This window comes from Bradyrhizobium sp. DOA1, from assembly GCF_001593325.1.
GTDB lineage: Bacteria > Pseudomonadota > Alphaproteobacteria > Rhizobiales > Xanthobacteraceae > Bradyrhizobium.
The window spans coordinates 5,446,224-5,472,182 of sequence record NZ_JXJM01000001.1 but is presented as its reverse complement, the minus strand read 5'-3'; the positions used below and the strand labels follow the sequence as shown (position 1 = coordinate 5,472,182).

Here is a 25,959-nt window from a genome sequence, read left to right as displayed (position 1 = left end):
CTCAATGCGCGCGAGGCGCCGCCTATTTGCCGGGTTCGCCCAGCGTCCGGATTGCATTCTGGAGCGAGCCCTCGGTGCCCTCGATCATCGAATTGGTGCCGTCGAAGGCGCGTGAGGCCGCGATCAGCTTGGTCAACTCCATCATCGGATTGGCGCCGGAGCCCTCGACATAGCCCTGCTTGAAGCCGTCGCGGGAGAAATCGGCGATGGCGGTCGCCGGACGGTCGGGCGTGACGCCGGAATTGCCGTAGCGCTCGAGATTGGCGTCCGCGGGAATGTTGAACAGGCCGATGGTGCCGATCTCGTTGTTATCCTGGGTGATCGCGCCGCTGCGCGCGATCGAGATCGGTCCGCCGTTCGGGTCGAGCGTGATCTGCGCGCCGCCGGAATCGACCACGGGAAAGCCCGATACGGTCTGAAGGTCGCCGTTGGGGGCGATCTGGAGGCGGCCGTCTCGCGTATAGACCGTGCCGTTCGGACCGGCAAAGGCGATCCAGCCCTGTCCGACCACGGCGACGTCGAGCGGGTTGCCGCTCTCGGTGATGTTGCCCATCTCTCGGGAGATGATGTTGTCGCCGGGCGAGGAGAAGGCGACCGGACTGGCGCCCGCCTTGGACAGCACGGTCTCGAACTTCACCACGTCGGTGCGAAACGCCGCGGTGTTGACGTTGGCGACGTTGTTGGCGATCGTCTGGAGGCGCTTTTCGAGGGCGACCTGCGCCGACAATCCGACATAGAGAGCCGATTGCATGATTTACTTTCCGAAGCGGATGGACTGAAGTTTCGAGAGCATGTCGATGTCCATGCTGGACATCGACGAGGCGCCGCCGATCAGGACCAGCGCGGGGTTGGTCGAGTTGTCGCTCTGGGCCTGGGTCGCATCCCACATCGCGGCGAAGCGCTGCACGAATTTGGTGACCTTGGCCGGGTCCTGGAAGTCGGTGAGCTTGATCCTGTCCGTGATCATCTTGGCCTGGGCGTCGATGTCGGCCGCGCTGATCGTCGACGGCAGGCCGAGCGCGGTCTGGACCACCTGCGTCAGCGCCTTGTCGGCAAGGATCTGGTAGGCGGTCGTGACGGTGGAGGCCTTGCGGGTGAAATAGAGCGCCAGTCGCAGACCCTCGTTCTGGTCGCCGGCCTTCTGCTCCATCGTCTGCCTGACATATTGCGTCGCCGTCCCGGTCGTGGCCTGGCTGGTCTTCGTCGCGTTGCTGCCGAGGGCGGCGAAGTTGAAGGCGCTGGCGAATTCGCGGTAGCGGACGTCGGTGAGCTTGTTGGCGAAGGTGTTCTTGTTGCCGACCCCCTCGGTCAGCACCTTGCGCATGAACGCCTTGGCATAGGTCATGTCGCTGAGGCCGTAAGCCTTCATCGCGTAGGAGTAGAGGCGGTAGTCCTTCAGGAAATCGTCGATCGTCTTCACGTTGCCGATGTGGCTGAGGAAATAGTCGGTCTCGCGGCTGACATCCGGCTGCGTCGCGACCTGCGTCAGCGACTTGCCCATGTCCTTGGTCAGTCTGGTGTAATCCGCGATGGTGGATAGCATGAGACGCGTTCCTCTGGCCGCTCCCGCGACGTCGTCGCAAGCTGCCGCGAATTGCTTGCGCGGGGCTGGCGATCCGCAAGCCAGCTTCGCGCAAGGCTCGCCGACTAGATATTTCCGGTGGGATCGGTGATGGAGCGGCGCGTTGGGCAGTTTCGTGGGGATTTTCATCACGGTGGCGGCACTGCTCGGCGGCTTTGCCGCCATGGGCGGGCATCTGGCCGTGCTGATGCAGCCGTGGGAGTTCGTGATCATCATGGGCACCGCCGTCGGCACCTTCATCGTGGCCAATCCGTGGAAGACGGTCGTGGACACCGGGGTCGCCTGCATGCAGGCCATCACCGGGGCAGTGCCCGGCGAGCGCTACTATCTCGACCTGCTCGGTGCGCTCCATGCCCTGATGCGCGAGCTGCGCGGCAAGGGCCGCAACGAGGTCGAGGCGCATATCGACGATCCCGCCTCCTCGGAGATCTTCAAGGCGTTTCCGAGCGTGCTCTCCGACCCGGCGCTGCTCCAGTTCATCTGCGACTATGTCCGCCTCATCATCATGGGGAACGCGCGCACGCATGAGATCGAGGCGCTGATGGACGAGGAGATCCACACCATCGTGAAGAGCAAGCTGTCGCCCTACCATGCGCTGGTGACGGTGTCCGAGGCGCTGCCGGCGCTCGGCATCGTCGCCGCCGTGCTCGGCGTCATCAAGGCCATGGGGGCGCTGGACCAGTCGCCGAAGCTGCTGGGCGGTTACATCGGCGCGGCGCTCGTCGGCACCTTCGCCGGCATCTTCTTGTCCTACGGCGTCCTTTCGCCCTTTGCGATCAAGATCAAGATGACGCGCGAGAAGAAGTGCCGGCCCTACATCATCGTCAAGCAGACGCTGCTGGCGTTCATGAACGGTGCCATGCCGCAGATCGCCGTCGAGCACGGCCGCAAGATGATCGCGAGCACCGAGCGGCCGTCGATCGACGTCGTCGAGAACGAGACGATTGCGGGTCCCAAGGCCGTCCCGACCGAGGCTGAACCGAAGGCTGCCCGCGCATGATGATGGAAGACGTCGAGGTCGATCAGCGCAAGCAGCTGCCGAACTACCTGCTCGACGCGGCGGGTATCTCCATCGAGCGCATGCCGATGCTCAATGTGATCTTCGATCGCATGGCCGCATCGTGCACCGACAGCCTGCAGCCGATGGCCGGAACGCCGTGCTATTTCTCGGTCAACGGCATCACCAATGACCGCGTCGGCGACATCATCAACCCCTACGAGGCCAATGCGGTCGCGGCCGTGCTCTATGCCGAGCAATGGGATTCCCGCGTCATCATCATGCTCGACCGCGATTTCGTGTTCACCATGGTCGAGGCGATGTTCGGGTCCGACGGCGCCGAACCCCCGCTCGACGTCGAGCGCGCATTCTCGAACATCGAGATCCGCCTGGTGCAGGCGCTGTTCGAGCGGTTCGCCAAGGCGCTGCAATCCGCCTTTGCCGGAACCTCCAACGTCACCTTCCGCGTGGAGCGGGTCGAGACGGCCATGGCCTCGCTGGCGATCGGACGCAGCGGCAACATGTCGATCTGCGCCAACATCATGTTGCAGGCGCTCTATCGCGGCGGCCAGATGTTCCTGATCATTCCGCACTCCGCGCTCAACCCGCTCAGGCAGAAGCTGGCGCATGTCGTCGTCAGCGACGGCCGCGCGTCCGATCCGCGCTGGCGCGAGCAGATGGAGAGCGAGGTTCACCGCACCGAGGTGACGCTGAGCGCGGTGCTCGACGAGAAGATGATCACCCTCGGCGACGTCGTGAAATTCCAGGTCGGGCAGGTGCTCGAGCTCGAAGCCACGCCGCGCACGCTCGCCCGGCTCGAAAGCAACAACCAGGTGCTGTTCTGGTGCCAGATCGGCCAGCTCGACGGCTATTACGCCATGCAGGTGGCCGATCCCGTCGATCAGAAACGGGAGTTCGTCGATGATATCCTATCTCGTTGATGCCGTGCTGCTGATCGCGCTCGCCTTCACCAGCATGCGGGTGACCAAGATGCACCGCGAGCTGGCGCGGTTGCGCAGCTATCAGGGGGAGTTCTCGACCATCGTCCAGGAGACGGCGGGTGCGTTCGACACGGTCATCCATGCGGCGCACGATTCCACCGCAAATCTCGGACGGCTCGCCAATGTGCTGAGCACGAAGATCGATCAGGCCCACGAGGCGATCGCGGCACTCGATGCGAGGTCCGGGCTCCGGCCCGCCGCGAGCGCCGGTGTCGAAGTGAACAAGCATTGAAGCCGAAGCCGGCGAAGACGATACGGCCGGAACGCCACGGCGCTCCGGCAGCGGAAATACCAAGAGGCGATACCAAATGGCGCAATCCTTCGACTATGACTCTGCCACGCGAGCATCGGCATCCGACGAGGGGCATGCCGACCCATCTCCACTGGAGCGGCTGGCGGAGATCGCCGCGCGGACGGCGGAGGAGACCGGCAAGTTCGCCAATGTCGATGCCATCCTGCGCATTCCCGTCACCATGCAGGTCGTGCTGGGGTCCGCGACCATTCCGGTGGCGAACCTGATGAAGCTAGGCCGCGGCGCCGTGGTGCCGCTCGATCACCGGGTCGGCGAACCCGTCGACGTCGTCGTCAACGGCCGCATCGTGGCCCGCGGCGAGGTGGTCGTGGTCGAAGAGGACAATTCCCGCTTCGGCGTCTCATTGACGGAGATCGTCGGTCCGCTGGGGCAGGGTGACACCTGACCATGGCGGCACAGGTCGGCATCGCTCCCGTCAAGCCGCGAGGCGTCGCCACGCTGGGCGGCACGGAGAAGGTCGCGGCGCTCCTGCTGGCCATGGGGCGGCAGGCGGCCGCGAGCGTGCTTCAGCAGTTCGAACCGCAGGAGATCCGCATCGTCACCAAGGCCGCGGCCGAGCTGCGGCCGATCACGGCGCAGGAGCTGGAGGGGATCGTCGAGGAGTTCGCCCAGCAATTCTCGATGGGCGCCAACATCCTCGGCACGCTCGGCGGCCTGGAAGCCGTGCTCGGCGACGTGCTTCCGGCCGACCAGGTTTCGCAGATCATGTCCGACCTGCTCGGCAATTCGAGCCGGTCGGTCTGGGACCGGGTATCGTCGGTGTCCGAAAACTCGCTGGCGAGCTATCTCTCCAAGGAGCATCCGCAGACGGCGGCGCTGATCCTGTCCAAGGTCAAGCCGGCCTGCGCTGCCAAGGTCATGAGCCAGCTGCCCTCGAGCCTGCGCAACGAGCTGATGCGGCGCGTGTTGAGCCTCAAGCCGATCGTCGACGACGCCATGCGCATCATCGAGAAGACGCTGCATGAGGACCTGACGCTCAACTTCGCCCGTAACCTCGGCGCCGACACCTACGCTCGCGTCGCCGACATCATCAACAAGATGGAGCGTGGCCACATCGAGGACATGCTGAAGAGCCTGTCGGAGAAGCGGCCGAAATCGGCCGAAGTGCTGAAGGAACTGCTTTTCACCTTCGACGACGTCACAAACCTGACGCCGAAGGCGCGCACCATGATCTTCGACCAGGTGCCGACCGACCGCATCGTCGTCGCACTGAAGGGGACCGACAAGAACTTCCGCGAGCTGATCCTGTCCTCGGTCGCCTCGCGCGTCCGCCGCGTCGTCGAGCACGAGCTCGCCATCGGCGAGCCGTCGAACCAGCGCGACGTGCTGGAGGCGCGGCGCGTGATCACCGATCTCGCGCTCGACCTCGCGGAGAAGGGTGAAATCGAGCTCAATCCCGAGCAGGAGGATGAGCTGGTCTTCCGCTGACCGCTGAACGGGCATGGCAGAAACATCCGATAAGGAGAGCAAAACAGAAGAGCCGACCGAGAAGAAAGTCCGTGATGCGCTCGAACAGGGCAAAATCCCGGTCTCTCGGGAGGCGTCCATCCTCGCCTCGATGGCGGCGTTGATGGTGATCCTGTCTTTCCTGATCGGCCAGGGCGTGCAGCAACTGACGCCGACGCTGAAGAGCTTTCTCGACGATCCCGAAGGCTTTCCTCTCGCGACCGGGGCGGATGCGCAGAATTTGCTCGCGGTGGTGGGGCTTCAGGCGCTGCGATTCCTGGTGCCGTTGGTCGTCATCTTGATGGCCTTCGGTCTGGCGTCGTCTCTGCTGCAGAATGCGCCTCGCCTGGTGCTGGAGCGCATCAAGCCGGACCTGTCGCGCATCTCCCCGGTCAGCGGCTGGAGCCGGCTGTTCGGATCGCAAGGCCTGGTCGAGTTCGCCAAGTCGCTGTTCAAGCTTGCCTCGGTGACCGCCGTCGTCGCCTTCGTGCTGCGATTGTCGGAAGCGAAGGCATTCGAGGCGATGTACACCGATCCGGTTGCGCTGCCGGAGATGATCCTCAACATCGCGATGCGGATCGTATCGGCGATCTGCATCGCGACCATCGTCCTGGTCGCGATCGATCTCGCCTGGTCGCGCTTCCACTGGCGGCGCGAGCTGCGCATGACCAAGCAGGAGATCAAGGACGAGCACAAGCAGGCGGAAGGCGATCCGCTGATCAAGGCACGTTTGCGCTCGCTCGCGCGTGACCGCTCGCGCCAGCGCATGATCGCCTCCGCCGCGCGCGCGACGCTGGTGATCGCGAATCCGACGCACTTCGCGATCGCGCTGCGCTACAAGCGCGAGGAGAACGCCGCGCCGCTCGTGGTCGCCAAGGGCATGGACGTGATCGCGCTGAAGATCCGCGAAGTCGCCGAGCAGAACCGAATTCCCGTTATCGAGAACAAGGCGCTGGCGCGCGCACTCTACGAAGCGGTTCAGGTCGATCAGGTGATCCCGGCGGAATTCTTCCGTCCCATCGCCGAGATCATCTATTTCCTCCAGTCCAAGCAGGCGGCGCGGTCCGAGAAGGTCCCATAGATTTCGGAGGACGGCGCGGGCCGCATCAGCCTGACGAAAGCTTGCCACCCTAAGCTTGCCCCAACAGAACATAACGGGGCGCTGTCGTGGGACCGCTTTATCTCTTCGAACTGGCATCGTCGCAGGCGCGCTATCTCGAGCTCCGCCAGTCGACCATCGCCACCAACGTCGCCAACGCCAACACGCCGGGTTTCAAGGCGCGCGACGTCGAGCCCTTCAACAAGGTGCTCGATGGCATGCCGGTCAGGCTCGCGATGACGTCGCCATCGCACATGCAGCTGTCCGCAGCGGAGACCGACACGCGCAAGATCGACAAGAAGGACAGTTGGGAAGTCGTGCACTCCGGCAACTCCGTCAGCCTTGAGCAGGAGATGATCAAGGGCAGCGACGTCAGTCGCGACTATTCGATGAATTCGGCGATCGTGCGCTCGTTTCACCGCATGGTCCTGTCGAGCGCAAAGGCCTGAGGTGAATTGACATGCTGGACTCCCTACAATCGTCATTGACGGTCGCAAGCTCCGGGCTCGAAGCGCAATCGATCCGTATGCGCATCGTCTCGGAAAACCTCGCGAACGCGACCTCGACCGGGCGCGCCGCCGGTGCCGATCCGTATCAGCGCAAGACCATCACCTTCGATGCCGCCATGGATCGCGCTTCGGGCGCGCAGCTGGCGAAGGTCAAGGAGATCGGGGTCGACACCACGCCCTATCGCGTCGAGTACGATCCGGGTCATCCCGCCGCCGACAAGGCCGGCTACGTCAAGCTGCCGAACGTCAACATGGTGATCGAGATGGCCGACATGCGCGAGGTCAACCGGTCCTATGAAGCCAATCTCCAGGTCGTGAAGCAGGTGAGATCGATGCTGGGCATGACCATCGATCTCCTGAGGAGCTGACAATGCTTGAGGCAATTTCATCCACGGCGGTCTCCGCCGGCCAGGCGGCAAGCCGGGCGACCGAGACGCAGGCGATCTCGCCGGCGGCGACGACCGCGATCCAGTCCGGCGACGATGTCGGCTTCGAATCGGTGATGAAGCAGGTGACGACGGACGCGATCGGAACGCTGAAGGCGGGCGAGGCGGCGTCGATCTCGGCGATGCAGGGCAAGGAATCGACGCGGCGCGTCGTGGAGGCGCTGATGTCGGCCGAGCAGGCGTTGCAGACGGCAGTCGCGGTTCGCGACAAGGTCGTGCAGGCCTACCAGGAAGTCGTTCGGATGTCGATTTGATCTGAAGGAGTGACGATCGTGAAATCGCTCGCCATCGCGGCCACCGGCATGAATGCCCAGCAGACCAACGTCGAGGTCATCGCCAACAACATCGCCAACATTAACTCGACCTCGTACAAGCGGGCGCGTGCGGAGTTCACCGATCTGTTCTATCAGATGGACCGTATGCAGGGCGTTGCCAACGTCAACGGCTCCTCGCCGATCCCGGAAGGCAGCAATCTAGGCCTCGGCGTCAAGTCGGCGGCGATCCGAAAGCTGCACATCCAGGGTGCGCTGACGCAGACCGGAAATCCCTACGACCTCGCGATCAACGGCCGCGGCTGGTTTCAGGTGCTCGGCCCGAACAACGAGGTGCAATACACGCGCGCGGGCTCGTTCAACACCAATGCCAACGGCCAGCTCGTCACGATCGACGGCTATCTGCTGGATCCCGCGATCACGGTGCCGCAGGGAACGGTCGAGGTCACGGTCAACCAGACCGGCCAGATGTTCGCCAAGCTGGACACCGAAATCAATCCGCGGCAGATCGGCCAGCTCAATCTCGCCAATTTCGCCAACGAAGCAGGCCTCGAGCCGCTCGGCAGCAATCTCTACCGCGAGACCACGGCCTCCGGCACCCCCGTGGTCGGGCTGCCCGGCGACGCCGGCTACGGCAAGATCAACCAGCGCTACCTCGAGGCCTCCAACGTCGATCCGGTCAAGGAAATCACCGAGCTGATCTCGGCCCAGCGCGCCTACGAAATGAACGCCAAGGTCATCCAGGCCTCGGATGAAATGGCCTCGACGGTCTCGAAGGGCATGCGCTAGTTCCGGTGTCTGGATGTTGAAAAGGATGGGCTGGATCATGCGCGGGGTGGCCGCCGTGCTGCTGGTGCTCGTCTCGGCGCGCCTTGCCGCGGCCGAGGAGAAGCGGCTGCCGGTGCCGGCCGTCTCGATCCGGACGGGCGAGCTGATCCGGGACGACATGATCATCGAGCGCGGCTTTGCGCCGAATCTGCTCGGCGTCGCCATGTTCATCGAAGGACGTCAGGTCCTGGTCGGCCGCATGGCCCGGCGCACGCTGTTGCCGGGCCAGCCGATCCCGACCAATGCAGTGGAGGAGCCCTGGACGGTCGCCCGCGGCGCCATGGTCAAGGTCGTGGTCGAAGACAGCGGCCTGTCCATCGTCACCTACGGCTCGGCGATGCAGTCGGGCGCGGCCGGCGCGCTCATTCCGGTGCGCAATACCGACACCGGCGTGATCATCAGGGGTGTCGTGCAGCCGGACGGCACGGTCAAGGTCGTGGACGGGTCATGACCAGAATCCTGCTCGCGCTCGTCCTCCTCTTCGCCGCCACCAGCGCCCACGCCGCCGTCCGCATCAAGGACATCGCGGACATCAAGGGACTGCGCGAGAACCAGATCGTCGGCTATGGCCTCGTCATCGGCCTGAACGGCACCGGGGACACGCTGCGCAATGCGCCGTTCACGGAGCAGTCCTTGCAATCGATGCTCGAGAACATGGGCATCAACGTCAGGAACGAGGCGACGAGCACCAACAATCCCACCCGGCCGACCACGCTGCGCACGCGCAACGTCGCGGCCGTGATGGTGACCGCGGACCTGCCGCCGTCGATCGGCGCCGGCGAGCGGATGGACGTGACCGTGTCGTCGCTCGGCGATGCGACCTCACTGCTCGGCGGCACGCTGGTGATGACGTCGCTGCGGGCGGCGGACGGAGCGGTCTATGCGGTGGCGCAGGGCGCGATCACGGTGGCCGGCTATAGTGTCGGCGGCCAGGCACAGAACGTCAGCCAGGGCACGCCGACCGCGGGGCGTATCCCGAACGGCGCGCTGGTCGAGCGCGAGGTGCAGGGCAGTCTCCACGAGATGGAATTCCTGGTGCTTGAGCTCAAGAACCCCGACTTCGTCACCGCGACGCGCATCCTCGACGCCATAAACCGCTATGCCGGCGGCCGGTATCGCGCACAGATCGCCTTCGAACGCGACTATCGTACGATCGTGCTGTCGAAGCCGCGCCACATCGGCCCGGTCCGGTTCCTGGCGGAAATCGGCGAGCTGACGGTCGAGCCGGATACGCCGGCGCGGGTGGTGATCAACGAGCGCACCGGCACGGTGGTGATCGGACGCGACGTGAGGATATCGACCGTTGCCGTGACGCACGGCAATCTGACGGTTCGCGTCACGGAGATGCCGGTGGTTTCGCAGCCGGCGCCGTTCTCGCGTGGGCAGACCGTCGTCGTTCCGCAGACGGTGGTCGAGGCTAACGAGGCCGGATCGCAGGTGGCGATCCTCAGCGGCGTTGACCTCCAGCGCCTGGTCCGCGGGCTCAACCAAATCGGCTTGAAGCCGTCAGGCATCATCGCCATCCTCCAGGCGATCAAGACGGCCGGCGCGCTCCAGGCCGACGTCATCGTGCAATGATGCATAAGCGTCGTGCAAGCTTGGTCGCTCAATGCTCTGGTCTCGACCGAGAATCGCGCACGGCCCGATGCTGAAGCTGGATCACACAGCCAAACTCCTCCTCGTCGCGGCGTGGACGCTTGCGGGCGCTTCGCCCGTGCTGGCGCTGGACGAGGCGAAGCCGTCGAAGCCGCTCAACCTGTTGTCCTTCGCGCGCGCCCGCGCAGCCGGGCCGCCGAAGCCGGCGACCCCAATTCCGGGCGCAGACGGCATCCGTGCCACCGCGTGGGCGGCCGAGGATTCAAGCCCCGCCGTCACCGGCGCAGTACCGGCTGCCGAGACGCCCGCGCCGGCGCCGGCGCCCGTCCGTGCAGCCAAGCCCGGTGCCGTTACAGCGCCGCCGAAGCCCCCAGCGCCACAGGCCACTGTCCCCGCCGACAACGAGGTCGCGTTGTTCTGTAGCAACGTCGCCGATCCCGCCGTCGATGCAAGGCTGGCCTGGCAGCTCAAGGAGCTGGAGAAGGCCGAGAGCCTGCTCCGCGAGCGCATCGCCGAGGTGGAAACCAAGCGCGCCGAATACGAGAAATGGATGGCGCTACGCGACGAGTTCCTGAAGAAGGCCGAGGCCAGCGTCGTCGAGATCTATTCGCGCATGAAGCCGGAGGCTGCGGCGACCCAGATCGCCGGAATGGCCGACGAGACCGCCGCCGCCGTGCTGGCCAAGCTGAGCCCGCGGAGCTCGAGCGCGATCTTCAACGAGATGGATACGGCGCGCGCGGCGCACCTTGCGGACCTGCTGGGCGGGATGCGCCGCGTGGACGACGGAAAGACCAGATAGATGAAGAAGCCGATCCTCATCCTCATCCTCGCGCTCGCATCTGTGGCCCTGGGGGGATGCTACCACGACCCGGCCGAAGTCCTGACCGGCCCGCGACTGTCCCCGGTCGGCAGCGGCCTGCGGACGCAGGCCGATCCGATTCCGGTGACGCCGCGCATGCGCACGCCCGTCAGCTATCGCTCGACCTGGGACGACGGCACCGATCTCTATCGCGATCCCCGGGCACGGCGCACCGGCGACGTCGTGACGGTGATCATCTCGATGCAGGACAAGGCCAAGCTCGACAACAAGACGGACCGCTCACGCGATTCGCAGATCAAGTTCGGGCTCGACTGGCTGATGGACGTGGCCGGATGGAAAGACACGGGTTCGGCCAACGCGAATCTCAGCACCAACACCCAGATCAAGGGCAACGGTCAGATCGATCGCACCGAGGACATCAAGCTGTCCATCGCGGCCATCGTCACCGACGTGTTGCCGAACGGCAATATGATGATCAGCGGCTCGCAGGAATTTCGCGTCAACACCGAGATGCGCGTGCTCAACGTCGGCGGCATCGTGCGCCCGCGCGACATCTCGCGGGCCAACACGATCTCCTACGACAAGATCGCCGAGGCGCGCGTGTCCTATGGCGGTCGCGGAAATCTGTCTGACGTGCAACAGCCTGGATGGGGACATCGGATCTATGACGCCGTGGCTCCATTCTGATATCCGCGCCGGCCGGGCCGTATCGCGAGGGCAGGGGACGTGATGCGCCTGATCGCGGCCATCGTCGTGCTGACCCTCGTCGCGATCGGTGCGGGTGCGCTGGCCGGCCTGCATCTGTTTGCGGCGGCCGAGCGTGCCGCCGACGCGAAGAAGAGCGCCGCGCCGCCGCCGCTGGCCTCGAGCTACACCGGCAGCGCACGGCTTCGAAAACTGTCGCCGATCGTGACCAATCTGGCCGCACCGGCCAACAACTGGGCCCGCGTCGAGGCTTCCATGGTGACCGAGAGCATGAGCGACGAGGATGCCGGCATCCTGGCTGCGCACATCAGCGAGGACATCGTCACTTACCTGCGGTCCGCCTCGGTCGCTCAGTTCGAGGGATCGCGCGGGCTCCAGCACCTGCGCGACGATCTCATCGAGCGCGCCAATATCCGCTCCTCTGGAAAGGTCCGCGAATTGATCATTGAGACGTTGGTGATCCAGTGAGAGTGAGAGTCCTGCTCCTCGCCTTGATCCTGGCCGTTCTGCCCGAAGTGGCGCTGGCCCAGATTCCCGACCTCAACTCGCTGCTGCCGCCCGGCAACGGCTCCACCAGCGGCCGGATCATCCAGTTGATGGCGCTGATCACGGTGCTGTCGGTGGCACCGGGATTGCTCATCATGGTGACGAGCTTCACGCGCTTCGCCGTGGCGCTGTCGTTCCTGCGCGCCGGTCTCGGCCTCCAGACCACGCCGGCCAACCTCGTGCTGATCAGCCTCGCGCTGTTCATGACCTTCTACGTGATGGCGCCGACCTTCGACCGTGCCTGGGAGAGCGGCGTGCAGCCGCTGATGAAGAACGAGATCTCGGAGGAGGAGGCCTATCTGAAGATCACCGATCCGTTCCGCGAGTTCATGCTGGCCCATGTCCGCGACAAGGATCTCCAGACCTTCGAGGCGCTCGCCGCGGAGAGCTTCCGCAAGAAGTTCGACGACAAGCGCGTCGACATGCGCGTCATCATTCCCGCCTTCATGATCTCCGAACTGCGGCGTTCGTTCGAGATCGGATTCCTCATCATCCTGCCGTTCCTCGTCATCGACATGATCGTGGCGACGCTGACGATGTCGATGGGCATGATGATGATGCCGCCGACCATCCTCGCACTGCCGTTCAAGATGCTGTTCTTCGTGTTGATCGACGGCTGGAATCTGCTGGCGTCCGGACTGGTGCGCTCGTTCTCGTGACGGAGCGCGGTTGCGAACCGCGCCATCATGGTTAGCGGATGGTAACCGCAAGACCCCCGTTACAGCCATGAAATTCAAGGCGATTTTAATCCGGCGGCAAGATTCGGCGTGGTAGCAAGGCGTCACGGCGGGTTGGACCTCACCCACATCGGTCCAAAGGCATGATGCCGCCCCTCCGTACCGGTGAAAGCCCGGTATGTCCCCAAGTGAAAATGTAACGCGTACATAAAGGGACATTCGCAATGTCAAGCCTGCTCACGAACTCGTCCGCCATGACCGCGCTCCAGACCCTGCGGTCTGTCAGCTCGCAACTCTCCACCACGCAGACCCGGATCTCCACCGGACAGCGCGTGGCGACCGCTTCCGACAACGCCGCCTATTGGTCGATCGCGACCTCGATGCGCGCCGACAACGCCGCGCTCTCCGCGGTGTCCGACTCGCTCGGTCTGTCGGCTGCGACCGTCGACACCGAGTACACCGCTCTCAACAAGGTGCTCGGCGACAGCAACTCCGGCCTGACCAAACTCCAGTCGCTGCTGGTCCAGGCCAAGACCGCCGGTGTCGACCGCAGCAAGATCCAGTCGGAAATCACCCAGATCCAGCAGGACATGAAGAACGTGGCCAGCGCGGCGACGTTCAACGGCGTCAACTGGCTTAGCACGAACGCCACCACGCCGGCGACGGTCAACCTGGTGTCGTCGTTCTCGCGCGTCGGCGCCACGCCGACCACCGGCTCAATCACCGTCACCGTCGCCAACTACTCGCTCTACACCTCGACCACGAGCGGCATCCTGGACACGGTGAGCGGCAGTGCCTCGGTCGACACCATCAACATCGGCGCACTGACCGACTCGGCGGCTGACCAGACCACGCTCGATGGCTACATCGCGCAGGTCACCGCGGCGATCGGCACGGTCTCCTCCGGTGCGGCCAACCTCGGCGCCATCAAGAACCGCATCTCAAACAACTCCGAATTCGTGAAGTCGCTGATGGACTCGGTGGATCGCGGTATCGGCCAGCTCGTCGATGCCGACATGAACCAGGAGTCCACCCGTCTGGCGGCCCTCCAGGTGCAGCAACAGCTCGGTGTTCAGGCTCTGTCGATCGCCAACAACAACAGCCAGAGCATCCTGTCGCTGTTCCGCTAAGCCCTAGGACAGTCCCGGGAGGGCCGCGCTTCTCGCGAAGCGCGGCCCTTTCGTTTGGCATGACCGCGCCATGATTCCGGCTGCCCTGTTGCGGCCGGATCACAACGCCACAAGCCCCGCACAAGCTTCGCTGGCTAGTCTCGCCGCTACGACGGATTGGGCTCACGCGCGCATTTGCCCAGCCCAAAGGCATGATGCCGCCCCGTCGTACCGGTGCAAGCCCGGTATGTCCCCAAATCCAATCTGCTTTCAAAGGGACATCAAAGATGGCTTCCAGCCTGCTTACCAACTCCGCTGCAATGACTGCGCTCCAGACCCTCCGGAATGTCAGCGCCAGCCTGCAGACGACCGAGAATCGCATTTCGACCGGCCAGCGCGTCGCGACCGCTTCGGACAATTCGGCCTATTGGTCGATCGCTACCTCGATGCGCGCCGACAACGCCGCGCTCTCCGCGGTGTCCGACTCGCTCGGTCTGTCGGCTGCGACCGTCGACACCGAATACACCGCTCTGAACAAGGTCATCGGCGACAGCAACTCCGGCCTCACCAAGCTCCAGGCGCTGCTGGTCGAAGCCAAGACCGCCGGCATTGACCGCACCAAGATCCAGGCCGAAATCACTCAGATCCAGCAGGACATGAAGAACGTGGCCAACGCGGCGACGTTCAACGGCGTCAACTGGCTGAGCACCAACGCCACCACGCCGGCGACGGTCAACCTGGTGTCGTCGTTCTCGCGCGTCGGCGGCACGCCGACGATCAACACCATCACGGTGACGGTTGCCAACTACTCGCTCTACACCTCGACCACGGGCGGCATCCTGGATACGGTGAGCGGCAGCGCGTCGGTCGACACCATCAACATCGGCGCTCTGACCGATTCGGCGGCCGACCAGACCACGATCGATGGTTACATCGCGCAGGTCACCGCCGCGATCAACACGGTCAGCCAGTCCGCCGCCAATCTCGGCGCCATCAAGAACCGCATCTCGAACAACACGGAGTTCGTGAAGTCGCTGATGGACTCGGTGGATCGTGGTATCGGCCAGCTCGTCGACGCCGACATGAACGCGGAATCGACCCGCCTGCAGGCGCTCCAGACCCAGCAGCAGCTCGGCGTTCAGGCGCTCTCGATCGCCAACCAGAACAGCCAGAGCATCCTGTCGCTGTTCCGCGGCTAAGCGGCGCTTTCGAAGACGACCGTGCTCCCCTGGGGAGCACGGTCACCGCCGCGAGCGGCGGATATGAGGGCACGAGGCGTGCCCGGACATCGACTTCCCGACGCACGATGACCTGGCGCGGCCGTTCGAGCCGCCATCGTCCGGCCCGCGGTTGCCGACATCGATCACTTCACCGAACCCTTGTAAAATTGCAGCGCCTCGTCCGCGAACCGGCGTGCTTGCGTCGTCGCGCAACCTTCAGACAAGGTTGGCAGCGGAGTGTCGCCTACGTTCGCATTGCCACGAGGTCATATGCTCAGTCGCGCGCAGATACAGCAACTGCTCAACAATCTGCTGGAGCTCGGGCCGCGACGCCTGATGGCCTTGGGATTGATCGGCTTCGCCGTTCTCGTCACCGTCGTCGGCGGCGCCTACTATCTGAGCCGGCCCGAATTCGAGACGCTCTATACCGGCCTCACCCGCGAGGACGTGACGCGCATGGGCGCGGCGCTGCGCGAGCAGAACGTCACCTTCGACGTCAACACGGCCGGTGATGCGATCTCGGTGCGGCCAAGCCAGACCATGCAGGCTCGCATGCTGCTCGCCGAGAAGGGGCTGCCTACCAGCGCCAATTCCGGCTACGAGCTGTTCGACAAGATCGGCTCGCTCGGCCTGACCTCGTTCATGCAGGAAGTCACCAAGCTGCGGGCGCTGGAAGGCGAGATCGCGCGCACGGTGCAGCTGATGAAGGGCGTCAAGGCGGCCCGGGTTCACATCGTTCTCCCGGTGCGCGGCTCGTTCCGCGCGACCCAGCAGCCGCCATCCGCTTCGGTCGTGCTGCGCACCGATGGTGCGATCGAGGCGCGCACCGCACAATCGATCCGCCATCTCGTCGCGGCCGCCGTCCCCGGTATGAACCGCGACAAGGTGACGGTGCTGGATGCCGACGGCTCGATGCTGCTCGCGGAGGAGGACGAGGCCAGCGCCGCGCCGACCAAGATGGCGAGCCTGCAGAAGACCGTCGGCGGCATGGTGCAGGAGAACATCCGCAAGGCGCTGACGCCGTATCTGGGTCTGGACAATTTCGAGGTCAGCGTCGCGCCGCAGCTCTCCACCGACAAGCGGCAGATCAACGAGACCGTCTACGATCCCGAAAGCCGCGCCGAACGTTCGGTGCGGAACGTGCGCGAGAAGGAGTCCTCGCAGAACGCGGACCGTTCGACGCCGACCACGGTGCAACAGAACCTTCCGGATCAGCAGGTCAATGCCGGAGGCGGCAAGAATTCGAGCGAGGACAAGACGCGGCGCGAGGACGTCACCAATTTCGAGGTGTCGTCGAAGACCACGACGACGGTGAGCGACGGTTATTCTGTCAAGAAGCTCTTCATCGCGGTCCTCGTCAACCGAGCCCGTCTCGTCGCCGATCTCGGTGACAAGAGCAACCAGGCCATCGTCGATAGCAAGCTCGCCGAGATCAGCCAGCTCGCGGCGACGGCGGGTGGGTTGGACAAGCAGCGCGGAGACCAGATTCAGGTCTCGGCGGTCGACTTCATCGAAGGCTCGCGCGAGCTGGCGCCGGTGCCGCCGATCACTTTCGTCGAGATGATCAACAAGCAGCTCGGCAGCATCATCAACGCGGTGACCATTCTCGCCGTTGCCTCGATGCTGGTCTGGTTCGGACTTCGGCCCGCGGTCAACGGCATTCTCACCCATCGCGCCGAGCAGGAGCAGGCCGAAGCGGCCGAGGTCGCCGAGCTCGAAGCTGCCACGGCGCTGGCGTTGGCCGAAAGTCAGGACCCCGAGCTCAACCTCGTCGAGGACCTCGAGGGCAAGATGCAGCGAACGCCGCAGAAGCGGCTGGAGCAGATCGTGCGGCTCGATCAAGCGCAGGCGGCAGCGATCCTTAAAGACTGGATGCGACGCGAGGAGGCGGCATGAACGCGGCAATCGGAAAACTCCTGACGCAGTTCGACGCGAACGGCCGCGCCAAGTCGCCGCCGCCCCCGCCGCCCAAGATCCAGGACGTGCTGACAAGGAAGGAGGTCCGGCGCGAGCCGCAAGCCCAGTCGCAACCTCAGCCGCAGCCGCACGCCCAACCGCAGCTGCAGTCGCCGTTGCCCGCGCTGGAAGCTCCGCCGGCCAATCTTCTCGACGATGCCTATCGGCGCGGCCATGCGGCCGGCGTCGCGGAAGGCGACGCCAGGCTCGCGGAGGAACGCGTCCGCAGCGCGGTCCGGCTCGGCGAGGAGCGCGCGAAATGGTCCGATCAACAGGCGGCCACGATCGTCAACGGTTTCGAGGCGGCTTGCCGTGAGATCGAGACCAATATCGCGAGCTCCGTTGCGCGGATCCTGTTGCCCTTCCTCAACGAGGCGGTCCGCGACAAGGCGATCGGATCGCTGGTCGAACAGATCGCGGCGCTAACCGGCAATTCACCCGTGCCGGCGTTCAAGGTCACCGGCCCGAGCGAGCTTTTGGACCTCGTGAAGGTGCAGCTCGAGAAGACGCGGCGGACGGGCATCGCTTATGAGGCCGCCGACAGCTTCGAGGTCCGCGCCGTGGCCGACCAGACCGTGATTGAGACGCAGATTTCGGCCTGGAGCGAACGCCTCAAGGAGGCGCGCCGGTAGCCCGCCATGAATGAGGTCAAGCCAGAGCTCGTGATCATTCGTCGGAGGAGCGCCTTCGAGGATGAAAAGCCGCATGGCGGCGTCTGGAAGATCGCCTATGCGGATTTCATGACCGCGATGATGGCGTTCTTCCTGGTGATGTGGCTGCTCAACGCGCTCAACCAGGACCAGAAGCAGGTGGTCGCGAGCTACTTCAATCCGATCAAGCTCGCGGAGAATGCACCGGCCCCGAAGGGCCTGAAGGATCTCTCCAAGAAGGAGCCGTCGTCGTTCGAGGGGCAGGACGGCAGGCGCAAGCCGGCCGGGCCGAACGAGGAGCGGCGCGGCGACTCGCCGACGGCGGAGAAGCCGGCCTCCTACGAAGAGAAGGTCCTGTTCCGCGATCCCTATGCGACGCTTGCCGAGATCGCGAACAGCGCGAACCAGGCCTCGGGCCAGCGGCGCGCGGGCGCGCTGACGTCCGCGGAAGAAGACGGCCTCAAGGGCGGCGACGCCTACCGTGATCCCTTCGATCCCGGTTATTGGAAGCTGACGCCGCAGGCGTCCAAGGACGGGGATCGCATCATCGAGAGCGAGCCGCAGGCGCGCCGTGCCAAGGCGGATGACGCCGGCGGAAGCGTGGCGCCGAACGCAGATAGCGCGTCCGCGAGCCTGTCGCCGCTGTTGCCGCCAGGACCGGCGCCGCCGCAGGTGTCACGCGAGGGCAATGCCCAGGCCGGCGCTCAGGCCAATGCCGCTGCGCAGGCGCGTCCCGGCGATACGACGAAGGAGGCCGAACCGCGCGATGCGGCGCAGACGCAGCAGCCGACCGTCAAGCAGCTTCAATCCGCGATCGCGGATGCGCTGTCGGACATCAAGGCCGGCGCGGGACCGGCGGCGGAAGTACGTCAAGTCGAGGAGGGGCTTCTGATCAGCCTGACCGACGATGCGAGCTTCGGCATGTTCGCCGTCGGCTCGGCCGAGCCGCGGCCTGAGCTCATTCGCGTGATCGACAAGATCGGCCCGTTGCTGACGAAGCGGTCCGGCATGATCATCGTCCGCGGCCACACCGACAACCGACCGTACCGGTCGGAAGCCTACGACAATTGGCGGCTGTCGACCGCGCGGGCGCAGATGGCCTATTACATGCTCGTCCGCGCCGGCGTCGATGCGCAGCGGATCGAGCACATCGAAGGCTACGCCGACCGGCGGCCGAAGCTGCCGAACGATCCGGGAGCCGCGCAGAATCGTCGGATCGAGATCCTGATCCGGGAGAAGCGCTCTTGATCAGGACGTTTCTCCGCGCCGTGTTGCTGATGCTGCCGCTCGCGGCGGCAAATGCGTTTGCCGAGCCGGCGCCGCCGTCAGGCGAACAGCCGTATGAGCTGGTGCGCGCGTTGCAGGCCGTGCAGGACGGCATTGCCAACGGCGACACTGCGGCGCACGGCAGCCACATCGCGCTGATCCGGCAGATCGGCGAGAAATTTCTCGCCGCCGATGCCGGCGTGTGGAGCAGTCCGCAGAACGGTCAGGCCGTCGTTGTCTACCTGCTCAGCGGCGGCGCGCCGCAGATCGTCCGCAAGCTGCCGCGCGACAGGATGACCATCGACGAGCGGCTGTTCAACGGTGCGCTCGCCTATGTCGAGGGCCGCCAGGACGAGGCGCGCGAGTTGCTCAAGGACGTCAAGCCGCGCGCGCTTCCCTCAGGTCTCGGCGGACAGGTCGCGCTGGTCCAGGGTGCGCTGTTCGCGCGCAGCGAGGCCTCGTTCGCGATCGAGCGCCTCGACGATGCGCGCCTGCTCCTGCCCGGCACATTGGTGGAGGAGGCGGCGCTGCGGCGCGAGATCCTGCTGGTCGGGCAGGCGGAGGATTTCGACAAGTTCGAGTTCCTGACGCTGGCCTATATCCGCCATTACCGCAACTCGATCTATGCCGGCGATTTCTGGCAGCGCTTCTCCACGGGCCTGACGCAATCGAGCCTGGCGTTCGACGAGCGTCGATTTGCCCGGATCACGACGCTGCTGGAGCAGATCGATCGCGCCGGCCGTCTCAAGCTCTATCTCGTGATCGCACGCGCCGCGATGCTGCGTGGACGGCTGGTCGTGACCCGGCTCGCCAGCGAGCGCGCGCTGACGCTCAGCGCCGATGCGTCGGTGGACCGCGAGCGTGCGCATCTCTTCCGTGGCGCCTCGCGGACGCTCACCGACGAGTATGACGGCGGTCTCGCCGAACTGAAGGCGCTCGATCGGTCGAAACTGCCTGAGCGCGACGTTCCCCTTCTGAATGCGGCGGTTCAGCTCGCGCTCGACATCCGCAAACCCTTCGCCGCAGGATCAGCAACCACGGCCGACAAGCCTCCGGCAACGCCGGCCCGTCTCGACCTCGCATCGTCGACCGCGACCGTCGCGCGTGCGCAGAAGCAGTTCGGCGAGCTCGAACGTCTCACCAGGGATCGCCGTCCATGACCAAGCTCAACGGAACCTCCGGACAGGCTTTCTCGGGCCTCGCCGAAACTCTCAACATGCGCGGGACGTCGCGCTCGGCGAAAGGCGCCGGGGCAAAATCGCAGGCGGACTCGTCGTTCAACGATATGCTCCGCAACGTCTCCAATCTGGCGAAGAAGGCGCTCAAGGAGGAGAACGCAGACGCGAGCGTGAAGGCCGCATCGTTGCGGACGCATCTGGCGCATCCCACCGAAGAGAGCAAGACAAAGGGCGAGACGGTTCACGAACGGCTCGAGCCAACCGACGAAGCCGGGTCCGGTCGCAAGTCGTCCGGCCGCAATGTTGATCCACCGTCGGAACGTCCGGCAGACCACAGGGCGGACGTCGCGGACCGCTCCAGCGTTGTTGCGACGGCCGGACAGGAGCTCGCTGCTGCGCCGGCGGTGAGATCGCAGCTGCTATCGCCGGTGGACGACAGGGCAGAGGCGGCCGTGCGCGACGAACGCTCGTCCACGACCCGGCGCGAAAGCCGGGCTGCGGATACAGCTAGAATCGACGTGGCCGATTCAGCGCCGTCCGCGGCCGCTCCTGCAGGCGCACGCTCACAGGCCATGGCGTCACAGGCGGTCGCAGCCGCGCCGCTAGGCAGCGATGCCACCTCGAAACCAATGCCGGCGGCATCCGGCTTCGAGGCCGTCACAGCCAATGTGGAGCGCGCGGTCAAGGCTTCGGCGCGGGAGGCGTTGCCCGAGGCGACCAAGGTCACCGTGCTCCAGCAGGAAACCCATCTGCCGCCGGCGCAGTTCAATGCTCCGCAACAGGTTGCAAGCGCGGTGGTCGCCGAGCTGAAGGAATCTGCGGCGGCCTCCGCTCTCCCCGATCCCGCGGCGTCGCAGACCAATGCGCCGGACCAGCCGCTCAAGATCCTGACCATCAATCTCGAGCCACCGGCGCTGGGCAACGTCACCGTGCGCCTGCGTCTCGTCGGCACCGAAGTGTCCGTCCACCTTGCGGCCGAACGCAAGGATACCAGCCAGATGCTGGACCAGCAGCGCGATTCGATCCGCGATCTCATGCAGTCGGCGGGCTATGTCGCCGACGTCGCGCCGGTCCAGCACGGCACGCTGGATGGATTCCAGAGCGGCTCCGGCCAATCGCAGTCGCAGCTTTCGAGCCAGCAGCAGCCGCCGTCGCAGTCGCAAGGCTCGTTCGGCGGCGCCAGCTCGTCGTCGCGGCAGTCGGACGGCGAGGCGACGCAGACCCGGCAGGAGCGCCAGTCCAACCAGGAGACGCCTCATGAGCAGGACGTGGCGCCGCAGATTCGTCGCGGCCCTGTTTATCTGTAACGCGGGTGCTGCCGAGGCAGCTGCCGACGGCGCGCGCCCCTGCGAGCGCGAGATGGCGCGTGCGGCCCGGCAGCACGGGATTCCGCTCGGCATTCTCTATGCGGTCGGTCTCACCGAAACCGGACGCCGCGGCGCGTTGCATCCTTACGCGCTCGGCGCCGACAGGCAGACCGTGTTCGCCAAGGACATCAACGACGCGATCGCGGCTTTCGAGACGATGCGGAGCAAGGGCATCAAGCTGATCGACCTCGGCTGCATGCAGATCAACCACTATTACCACGGCGACAAGTTCGCGTCGGTGCGCGCGATGTTCGATCCGGCCCGAAACGTCGAATACGCCGCGCGCTTTTTGAAAGAGCTCAAACAGCGCGAAGGTAGCTGGACCATGGCGGTCGCCCGCTACAATGCAGGACCGAACAACCAGCCGGCTCAGAAGCGCTACGTCTGTCACATCGTCGCCCATCTCGTCTCCAGCGGCTTCGGCGCGTGGACCGACAAGGCGCGCTCGTTCTGTCAGCCGAAGACGACGTGAAGTTGTGCATGGTTCCTCACCATCAGCCCCGCGCAAGCAAGAACCCTCATTGTAACTCCACCCTACCACAGGAGCCCAATCCATGAGCCTCTACGGCATTATGCGCACCGGCGTTTCCGGAATGTCTGCGCAGTCCAACAAGCTGTCGACGGTCTCGGACAACATCGCGAACGTCAACACCACGGGCTACAAGCGGGCTTCGACCGAATTCTCCTCGCTGATCCTGAAGAGCGGCTCGGGCAATTACGATTCCGGCGCGGTCGAGACGACCGTCCGCTACGCAATCAGCGACGCAGGTCATACCCAGTTCACCACGTCGACGACCGACCTCGCCGTCCAGGGCAACGGCTTCTTCGTGGTATCGAATGCCGACAACACGCAGCAATATCTGACGCGCGCCGGATCGTTCGTCCCGGATAGCCAGGGCAACCTGGTCAACGCCGCCGGCTATTACCTTCTGGGCCAACCCGGCCTCGTGACCAACTTTTCGCAGAACAGCCTGGCGGGCATGCAGATCGTGAACATCGCCCAGGTCTCGCAAGTGCCGGTGCCATCGACGGCGGGCACGCTCACGACCGGCAATCTGGATCCGAAGGCGGCCGTCATCGCCGGTCCGCCCGGCCCGGCGTCCTATTCGTCGAAAAGCTCGATCGTCGCCTACAACAATATCGGCCAGGCGGTGACGCTCGACGTCTACATGTCCCATACCGCGACGGCTGCGGGTTCGGATACCTGGCAGGTTCAAGTCTATGATTCGGCGACGGGCACGTCGCTCGCCGCCGCCACCACTTTCACCTTCGACACCACCGCGGCCGGCAGGGGCGCGCTGGCTGGAGCGAGCCCGACGGGCCTCGCCTTCACCGTCCCGGGCGGCGCGGCGATGACCTTGGACCTGTCGAACATGACCCAGGTCGGAGCCGATTTCAGCTTCAAGGCCACCGTCAATGGCAGCGTTCCCGCGGCCATCGACAAGGTCGACGTCGACGAGGCCGGCCACGTGACGGCGATCCTCAAGAACGGGCAGCAGCTGACCCTGTACACGATCATGCTTGCCGATGTGGCGAGTCCCGACAATCTGACGCCGGAGCCGGGCAACGTCTATTCGACCAACATGAACTCCGGCAACGCGCAGGCCGGCAACGCCGGCACCGGCGGGCTCGGAACGATCCAGTCCGGTGCGCTGGAAGATTCCAACGTCGATCTCGCGGACGAGCTGACCGGGATGATCGAGGCGCAGCGCGGCTTCACCGCGAACTCGAAATCGTTCCAGACCGGCGCCGACCTGCTCGACGTCGTCGTCAACCTGAAGCGCTGAATCCTGAAGCGCCCGTCCCGGGCAAGAGCACATCATGTCCCTTACCGCCGCTCTCGATTCCGCCCGCGCCTCGCTCATGGCATCGGGCATCCAGTCCTCGACGATCTCGCGCAACATCGCCGGTGCCAGCGCAGCCGGCCATTCGCGCAAGATCGCGGTGCTGGACAACCTTCCCGGCACGGGCGTCTATGTCGCGGCGATCCAGCGCGCCGCGAGCGGCGGCCTGTTCAATAACGTCCTGACCGCGACGTCTGCCTCCGCCAAGCAGGGCGTGATCTATGACGGTCTCCAGAAGATCGCGGCCGCGACGGTCGATGATCCCGAACTGGAGCAATCGCCGACCGCCCAGCTCACCAAGCTGAAGCAGGCGCTCCAGCAATATGCGAACTCAACCGACAATGCGACCCTGGCGCAGGCCGCGGTGACCTCAGCCAAGGACATGGCGACCACGCTCAACCAGGCGACCAAGACCGTGCAGTCCGTCCGCGAAGGTGCGGATGCCGATATGGCAACATCGGTCGCCAACATCAACCAGCTCCTCGCGCAGTTCGACAAGGTCAACACCGCGATCGTGAAGGGGACGATCTCCGGCGACGACGTCACCGACTATCTCGACCAGCGCGACGACATCGTCTCGAGGCTGTCGCAAGAGGTCGGTGTCTCGATGTCGCTCCGGGCCAATGGCGATGCAGCGCTCTACACCGATAGCGGCGTCGTGCTGTTCGACAAGACGGCGCGAACGGTGAGCTTTGCGGCCACCAACGTCTATACGCCCGGCAACACCGGCAATGCGGTCTATATCGATGGCGTCCCGGTCACCGGCGCCAATTCCGTGATGCCGCTCAAGACGGGCAAGCTCGCCGGCCTCGCCGAGCTGCGCGACAAGGCCACGGTCACGTATCAGAGCCAGCTCGACGAAATCGCGCGCGGCCTGATCGACGCCTTCAAGGAGAGCGATCAGTCGGCAACCCCGACGCTGGCCGACCGGCCCGGCCTGTTCACCTATCCCGGAGCGCCGGCAACGCCTGCGACGGCCGCCATCTCGGTCGGCCTGGCCGGGACGATCAGTGTGGCCGCGTCAGTCGATCCTGCCGTGGGCGGCAACCCCAATCTCCTGCGCGACGGCGCGATCAGCGGCAACGCGGCGTTCAACTACAACACGACCGGCAATGCCGGCTTCTCAGCACGGCTCCAGCAGCTCATCACCGAGATGGACGCGCCGCAGCCATTCGCCGCCGCGGCGCAAGCCAAGCCAAGCGGCAGCGTGATCGAGTTCGCCTCGTCCTCGGCAAGCTGGATCGAAAGCCAGCGCAAGACCGCGGACGACAGCGTCCAGTACCAGAACACGCTGCTCGACCGCAGCGCCGCCGCATTGTCCAACGTCAACGGCGTCAACATGGACGACGAGATGGCGTTGATGCTCCAGGTCGAGCGCACTTACTCCGCATCGTCGAAGATCATTTCCACCGTCGACGAGATGCTGCAGAGCCTGCTGGCTGCCGTGGGGAACTAAGTCATGATGAGCGCGAACTACATCTCGACCCTGATGCTGTCTTCGGCCTTGAGGTCCTCGATCACGAACAATCAGGCCGCGCTGAGCAAGGCCACGAAGGAGGCGACCACCGGCCGTTTCGCCGATGTCGGCCTCGAGCTCGGCACGGGGACGGGCCGCGACGTCAGCCTGCGCGCCGAGTTCAACTTCGCCGACCAGCTCGTCGACACCAACGAGCTCGTCGCCGGCCGCCTCGACGTGACCCAGAACCGGATCACGCAACTCGGCAAGACGGCATCGGACTTCCTCAAGAACCTGATCGCAGCGCGTGACGCCGACAGCGGTGCGCGGATCATCCTGCCGAGCGCATCCGCCAATCTCCAGGATCTCGTCGGCGCGCTCAACGTCTCCTACAACGGCTCGTACCTGTTCGGCGGCATCAATACGCAGACCCAGCCGATCACGAACTACGTCGCGGGCTCGGCCAGCAAGAACCAGCTCGATGCCGACTTCCTGGCGAGCTTCGGCTTTGCGCAATCGTCGGCCAGCGTGAGCACCATCACGCCTGCGCAGATGCAAAATTTCCTCGACAACACCCTTGATCCCGAGTTCGCGAGCCCGGCTTGGGACACCAACTGGTCCTCAGCCACCGACCAGACCCTGTCGAGCCGCATCTCCACGACCGAGGTCGTCGACAGCTCGGTCAGCGCCAACCAGCCCGGCTTCCGCAAGCTGGCCGAGGCCTACACCATGCTGACCGATCTCGGGAACACTGGCCTGAGCAAGGATACGTTCCAGGTCGTCGTCGACAAGGCCATCAGCCTCGTCAGCGGTGCGATCAACGACCTCGCCGTGCTCGGAGGCACGGTCGGCTCGATCCAGCAACGGGTCACCGGCGCGACCGAGAAGCTGAAGATCCAGAAGGACATCCTCAACGACCAGATCGTGAAGCTGGAGGCGGTCGACCCGACCGAGGCTTCGGTCCGGGTCAACACCTTGCAGACCCAGATCAAGACGGCGCTCGCGCTGACCTCGCAGCTCCAGCAGATCAGTCTCATCAACTATCTCTGAGAAAGCTCGATCTTGTCCTGTTGGTT

The 25,959-nt window shown here is 65.0% G+C and carries 29 protein-coding genes; 27 read left to right on the top strand and 2 right to left on the bottom strand.

The window, feature by feature from the left end; translation table 11 throughout:
- Nucleotides 1-22: 22 nt before the first annotated feature.
- Both flgF and SE91_RS25495 read right to left on the bottom strand, forming a co-directional pair.
- Nucleotides 23-751, bottom strand: a complete 729-nt coding sequence (gene flgF / locus SE91_RS25500; protein WP_061849563.1) for a flagellar basal-body rod protein FlgF — start codon at nucleotides 749-751, stop codon at nucleotides 23-25.
- A gap of 3 nt (nucleotides 752-754) precedes the next feature.
- Entirely contained in the window at nucleotides 755-1,543 is a 789-nt protein-coding gene (locus SE91_RS25495; RefSeq protein ID WP_061849562.1) for a DUF1217 domain-containing protein, read from the bottom strand.
- 142 nt (nucleotides 1,544-1,685) lie between these two features.
- On the opposite strand from SE91_RS25495, the gene motA reads away from it, so the two are divergent.
- From motA to SE91_RS25360, 27 genes are all read left to right on the top strand, one after another.
- A complete protein-coding gene (motA, locus tag SE91_RS25490) occupies nucleotides 1,686-2,582 on the top strand; it encodes a flagellar motor stator protein MotA (RefSeq protein WP_060735081.1) in 897 nt (298 codons plus the stop codon).
- Nucleotides 2,579-3,520: a flagellar motor switch protein FliM gene (locus SE91_RS25485; RefSeq protein ID WP_008560388.1), complete on the top strand. Its 942-nt coding sequence runs from the start codon at nucleotides 2,579-2,581 to the stop codon at nucleotides 3,518-3,520. Before motA ends, SE91_RS25485 begins: the two co-directional genes overlap by 4 nt.
- A complete protein-coding gene (locus SE91_RS25480; protein WP_008560386.1) occupies nucleotides 3,501-3,812 on the top strand; it encodes a hypothetical protein in 312 nt (103 codons plus the stop codon). The genes SE91_RS25485 and SE91_RS25480 overlap by 20 nt, the downstream gene beginning before the upstream one ends.
- A gap of 76 nt (nucleotides 3,813-3,888) precedes the next feature.
- A complete protein-coding gene (gene fliN, locus SE91_RS25475) occupies nucleotides 3,889-4,278 on the top strand; it encodes a flagellar motor switch protein FliN (protein WP_061849561.1) in 390 nt (129 codons plus the stop codon).
- 2 nt (nucleotides 4,279-4,280) lie between these two features.
- Nucleotides 4,281-5,321, top strand: a complete 1,041-nt coding sequence (locus SE91_RS25470; RefSeq protein WP_008560383.1) for a flagellar motor switch protein FliG — start codon at nucleotides 4,281-4,283, stop codon at nucleotides 5,319-5,321.
- Nucleotides 5,322-5,334: 13 nt separating this feature from the next.
- Complete coding sequence (flhB, locus tag SE91_RS25465; RefSeq protein WP_061849560.1) at nucleotides 5,335-6,420, top strand: flagellar biosynthesis protein FlhB; 1,086 nt, start codon at nucleotides 5,335-5,337, stop codon at nucleotides 6,418-6,420.
- Between the two features lie 86 nt (nucleotides 6,421-6,506).
- Complete coding sequence (gene flgB / locus SE91_RS25460; RefSeq protein WP_008560380.1) at nucleotides 6,507-6,887, top strand: flagellar basal body rod protein FlgB; 381 nt, start codon at nucleotides 6,507-6,509, stop codon at nucleotides 6,885-6,887.
- 11 nt (nucleotides 6,888-6,898) lie between these two features.
- On the top strand, nucleotides 6,899-7,315 hold the full coding sequence (gene flgC / locus SE91_RS25455) for a flagellar basal body rod protein FlgC (protein WP_061849559.1): 417 nt from the start codon (nucleotides 6,899-6,901) through the stop codon (nucleotides 7,313-7,315).
- A gap of 2 nt (nucleotides 7,316-7,317) precedes the next feature.
- Nucleotides 7,318-7,647, top strand: a complete 330-nt coding sequence (gene fliE / locus SE91_RS25450; protein ID WP_061849558.1) for a flagellar hook-basal body complex protein FliE — start codon at nucleotides 7,318-7,320, stop codon at nucleotides 7,645-7,647.
- A gap of 18 nt (nucleotides 7,648-7,665) precedes the next feature.
- Nucleotides 7,666-8,454, top strand: a complete 789-nt coding sequence (gene flgG, locus SE91_RS25445; protein WP_008560375.1) for a flagellar basal-body rod protein FlgG — start codon at nucleotides 7,666-7,668, stop codon at nucleotides 8,452-8,454.
- A 37-nt stretch (nucleotides 8,455-8,491) separates the two neighbouring features.
- Nucleotides 8,492-8,944, top strand: a complete 453-nt coding sequence (gene flgA / locus SE91_RS25440; protein WP_061851312.1) for a flagellar basal body P-ring formation chaperone FlgA — start codon at nucleotides 8,492-8,494, stop codon at nucleotides 8,942-8,944.
- On the top strand, nucleotides 8,941-10,071 hold the full coding sequence (gene flgI, locus SE91_RS25435) for a flagellar basal body P-ring protein FlgI (RefSeq protein ID WP_060735084.1): 1,131 nt from the start codon (nucleotides 8,941-8,943) through the stop codon (nucleotides 10,069-10,071). The genes flgA and flgI overlap by 4 nt, the downstream gene beginning before the upstream one ends.
- Nucleotides 10,072-10,138: 67 nt before the next feature.
- Entirely contained in the window at nucleotides 10,139-10,888 is a 750-nt protein-coding gene (locus SE91_RS25430) for a MotE family protein (protein ID WP_061849557.1), read from the top strand.
- Nucleotides 10,889-10,900: 12 nt separating this feature from the next.
- On the top strand, nucleotides 10,901-11,596 hold the full coding sequence (flgH, locus tag SE91_RS25425) for a flagellar basal body L-ring protein FlgH (protein ID WP_502687179.1): 696 nt from the start codon (nucleotides 10,901-10,903) through the stop codon (nucleotides 11,594-11,596).
- Between the two features lie 42 nt (nucleotides 11,597-11,638).
- Complete coding sequence (locus SE91_RS25420; RefSeq protein ID WP_061849555.1) at nucleotides 11,639-12,082, top strand: flagellar basal body-associated FliL family protein; 444 nt, start codon at nucleotides 11,639-11,641, stop codon at nucleotides 12,080-12,082.
- On the top strand, nucleotides 12,079-12,819 hold the full coding sequence (fliP, locus tag SE91_RS25415) for a flagellar type III secretion system pore protein FliP (RefSeq protein ID WP_060735087.1): 741 nt from the start codon (nucleotides 12,079-12,081) through the stop codon (nucleotides 12,817-12,819). Before SE91_RS25420 ends, fliP begins: the two co-directional genes overlap by 4 nt.
- A gap of 242 nt (nucleotides 12,820-13,061) precedes the next feature.
- The gene (locus SE91_RS25410) at nucleotides 13,062-13,967 is read left to right on the top strand and encodes a flagellin N-terminal helical domain-containing protein (RefSeq protein ID WP_008560349.1); all 906 of its coding nucleotides are present in this window, start codon (nucleotides 13,062-13,064) and stop codon (nucleotides 13,965-13,967) included.
- 266 nt (nucleotides 13,968-14,233) lie between these two features.
- On the top strand, nucleotides 14,234-15,145 hold the full coding sequence (locus SE91_RS25405) for a flagellin N-terminal helical domain-containing protein (protein WP_008560347.1): 912 nt from the start codon (nucleotides 14,234-14,236) through the stop codon (nucleotides 15,143-15,145).
- Nucleotides 15,146-15,436: 291 nt separating this feature from the next.
- The gene (gene fliF, locus SE91_RS25400) at nucleotides 15,437-17,062 is read left to right on the top strand and encodes a flagellar basal-body MS-ring/collar protein FliF (RefSeq protein WP_061849554.1); all 1,626 of its coding nucleotides are present in this window, start codon (nucleotides 15,437-15,439) and stop codon (nucleotides 17,060-17,062) included.
- Nucleotides 17,059-17,754, top strand: coding sequence for a hypothetical protein (locus SE91_RS25395; RefSeq protein WP_061849553.1), 696 nt, complete (start codon nucleotides 17,059-17,061; stop codon nucleotides 17,752-17,754). Before fliF ends, SE91_RS25395 begins: the two co-directional genes overlap by 4 nt.
- A 6-nt stretch (nucleotides 17,755-17,760) precedes the next feature.
- Complete coding sequence (locus SE91_RS25390; protein WP_061849552.1) at nucleotides 17,761-19,020, top strand: MotB family protein; 1,260 nt, start codon at nucleotides 17,761-17,763, stop codon at nucleotides 19,018-19,020.
- Nucleotides 19,017-20,198, top strand: coding sequence for a chemotaxis protein (locus tag SE91_RS25385; RefSeq protein WP_061849551.1), 1,182 nt, complete (start codon nucleotides 19,017-19,019; stop codon nucleotides 20,196-20,198). Before SE91_RS25390 ends, SE91_RS25385 begins: the two co-directional genes overlap by 4 nt.
- Nucleotides 20,195-21,523, top strand: a complete 1,329-nt coding sequence (gene fliK, locus SE91_RS25380; RefSeq protein WP_061849550.1) for a flagellar hook-length control protein FliK — start codon at nucleotides 20,195-20,197, stop codon at nucleotides 21,521-21,523. Before SE91_RS25385 ends, fliK begins: the two co-directional genes overlap by 4 nt.
- Nucleotides 21,474-22,055, top strand: a complete 582-nt coding sequence (locus SE91_RS25375) for a transglycosylase SLT domain-containing protein (RefSeq protein ID WP_061849549.1) — start codon at nucleotides 21,474-21,476, stop codon at nucleotides 22,053-22,055. The genes fliK and SE91_RS25375 overlap by 50 nt, the downstream gene beginning before the upstream one ends.
- Before the next feature lie 82 nt (nucleotides 22,056-22,137).
- A complete protein-coding gene (locus tag SE91_RS25370; RefSeq protein ID WP_060735093.1) occupies nucleotides 22,138-23,370 on the top strand; it encodes a flagellar hook protein FlgE in 1,233 nt (410 codons plus the stop codon).
- Between the two features lie 34 nt (nucleotides 23,371-23,404).
- Nucleotides 23,405-24,883, top strand: coding sequence for a flagellar hook-associated protein FlgK (flgK, locus tag SE91_RS25365; RefSeq protein WP_061849548.1), 1,479 nt, complete (start codon nucleotides 23,405-23,407; stop codon nucleotides 24,881-24,883).
- 3 nt (nucleotides 24,884-24,886) lie between these two features.
- A complete protein-coding gene (locus SE91_RS25360; protein WP_008560293.1) occupies nucleotides 24,887-25,933 on the top strand; it encodes a flagellar hook-associated family protein in 1,047 nt (348 codons plus the stop codon).
- Nucleotides 25,934-25,959 lie beyond the last annotated feature (26 nt).

Bases quoted from the DNA above. Each gene is read 5' to 3' on its own strand.
- flgK (WP_061849548.1), top strand. From the start codon at position 23,405: ATGTCCCTTACCGCCGCTCTCGATTCCGCCCGCGCCTCGCTCATGGCA.
- SE91_RS25420 (WP_061849555.1), top strand. From the start codon at position 11,639: ATGCGCCTGATCGCGGCCATCGTCGTGCTGACCCTCGTCGCGATCGGT.
- fliK (WP_061849550.1), top strand. From the start codon at position 20,195: ATGACCAAGCTCAACGGAACCTCCGGACAGGCTTTCTCGGGCCTCGCC.
- fliE (WP_061849558.1), top strand. From the start codon at position 7,318: ATGCTTGAGGCAATTTCATCCACGGCGGTCTCCGCCGGCCAGGCGGCA.
- fliN (WP_061849561.1), top strand. From the start codon at position 3,889: ATGGCGCAATCCTTCGACTATGACTCTGCCACGCGAGCATCGGCATCC.
- SE91_RS25360 (WP_008560293.1), top strand. From the start codon at position 24,887: ATGATGAGCGCGAACTACATCTCGACCCTGATGCTGTCTTCGGCCTTG.
- SE91_RS25430 (WP_061849557.1), top strand. From the start codon at position 10,139: ATGCTGAAGCTGGATCACACAGCCAAACTCCTCCTCGTCGCGGCGTGG.
- SE91_RS25485 (WP_008560388.1), top strand. From the start codon at position 2,579: ATGATGATGGAAGACGTCGAGGTCGATCAGCGCAAGCAGCTGCCGAAC.
- flgC (WP_061849559.1), top strand. From the start codon at position 6,899: ATGCTGGACTCCCTACAATCGTCATTGACGGTCGCAAGCTCCGGGCTC.
- SE91_RS25390 (WP_061849552.1), top strand. From the start codon at position 17,761: ATGAATGAGGTCAAGCCAGAGCTCGTGATCATTCGTCGGAGGAGCGCC.
- SE91_RS25395 (WP_061849553.1), top strand. From the start codon at position 17,059: ATGAACGCGGCAATCGGAAAACTCCTGACGCAGTTCGACGCGAACGGC.
- flhB (WP_061849560.1), top strand. From the start codon at position 5,335: ATGGCAGAAACATCCGATAAGGAGAGCAAAACAGAAGAGCCGACCGAG.
- SE91_RS25375 (WP_061849549.1), top strand. From the start codon at position 21,474: ATGAGCAGGACGTGGCGCCGCAGATTCGTCGCGGCCCTGTTTATCTGT.
- flgA (WP_061851312.1), top strand. From the start codon at position 8,492: ATGCGCGGGGTGGCCGCCGTGCTGCTGGTGCTCGTCTCGGCGCGCCTT.
- SE91_RS25405 (WP_008560347.1), top strand. From the start codon at position 14,234: ATGGCTTCCAGCCTGCTTACCAACTCCGCTGCAATGACTGCGCTCCAG.
- SE91_RS25410 (WP_008560349.1), top strand. From the start codon at position 13,062: ATGTCAAGCCTGCTCACGAACTCGTCCGCCATGACCGCGCTCCAGACC.
- flgI (WP_060735084.1), top strand. From the start codon at position 8,941: ATGACCAGAATCCTGCTCGCGCTCGTCCTCCTCTTCGCCGCCACCAGC.
- SE91_RS25480 (WP_008560386.1), top strand. From the start codon at position 3,501: ATGATATCCTATCTCGTTGATGCCGTGCTGCTGATCGCGCTCGCCTTC.
- SE91_RS25470 (WP_008560383.1), top strand. From the start codon at position 4,281: ATGGCGGCACAGGTCGGCATCGCTCCCGTCAAGCCGCGAGGCGTCGCC.
- SE91_RS25370 (WP_060735093.1), top strand. From the start codon at position 22,138: ATGAGCCTCTACGGCATTATGCGCACCGGCGTTTCCGGAATGTCTGCG.
- fliF (WP_061849554.1), top strand. From the start codon at position 15,437: ATGCTCAGTCGCGCGCAGATACAGCAACTGCTCAACAATCTGCTGGAG.
- SE91_RS25495 (WP_061849562.1), bottom strand. From the start codon at position 1,543: ATGCTATCCACCATCGCGGATTACACCAGACTGACCAAGGACATGGGC.
- flgF (WP_061849563.1), bottom strand. From the start codon at position 751: ATGCAATCGGCTCTCTATGTCGGATTGTCGGCGCAGGTCGCCCTCGAA.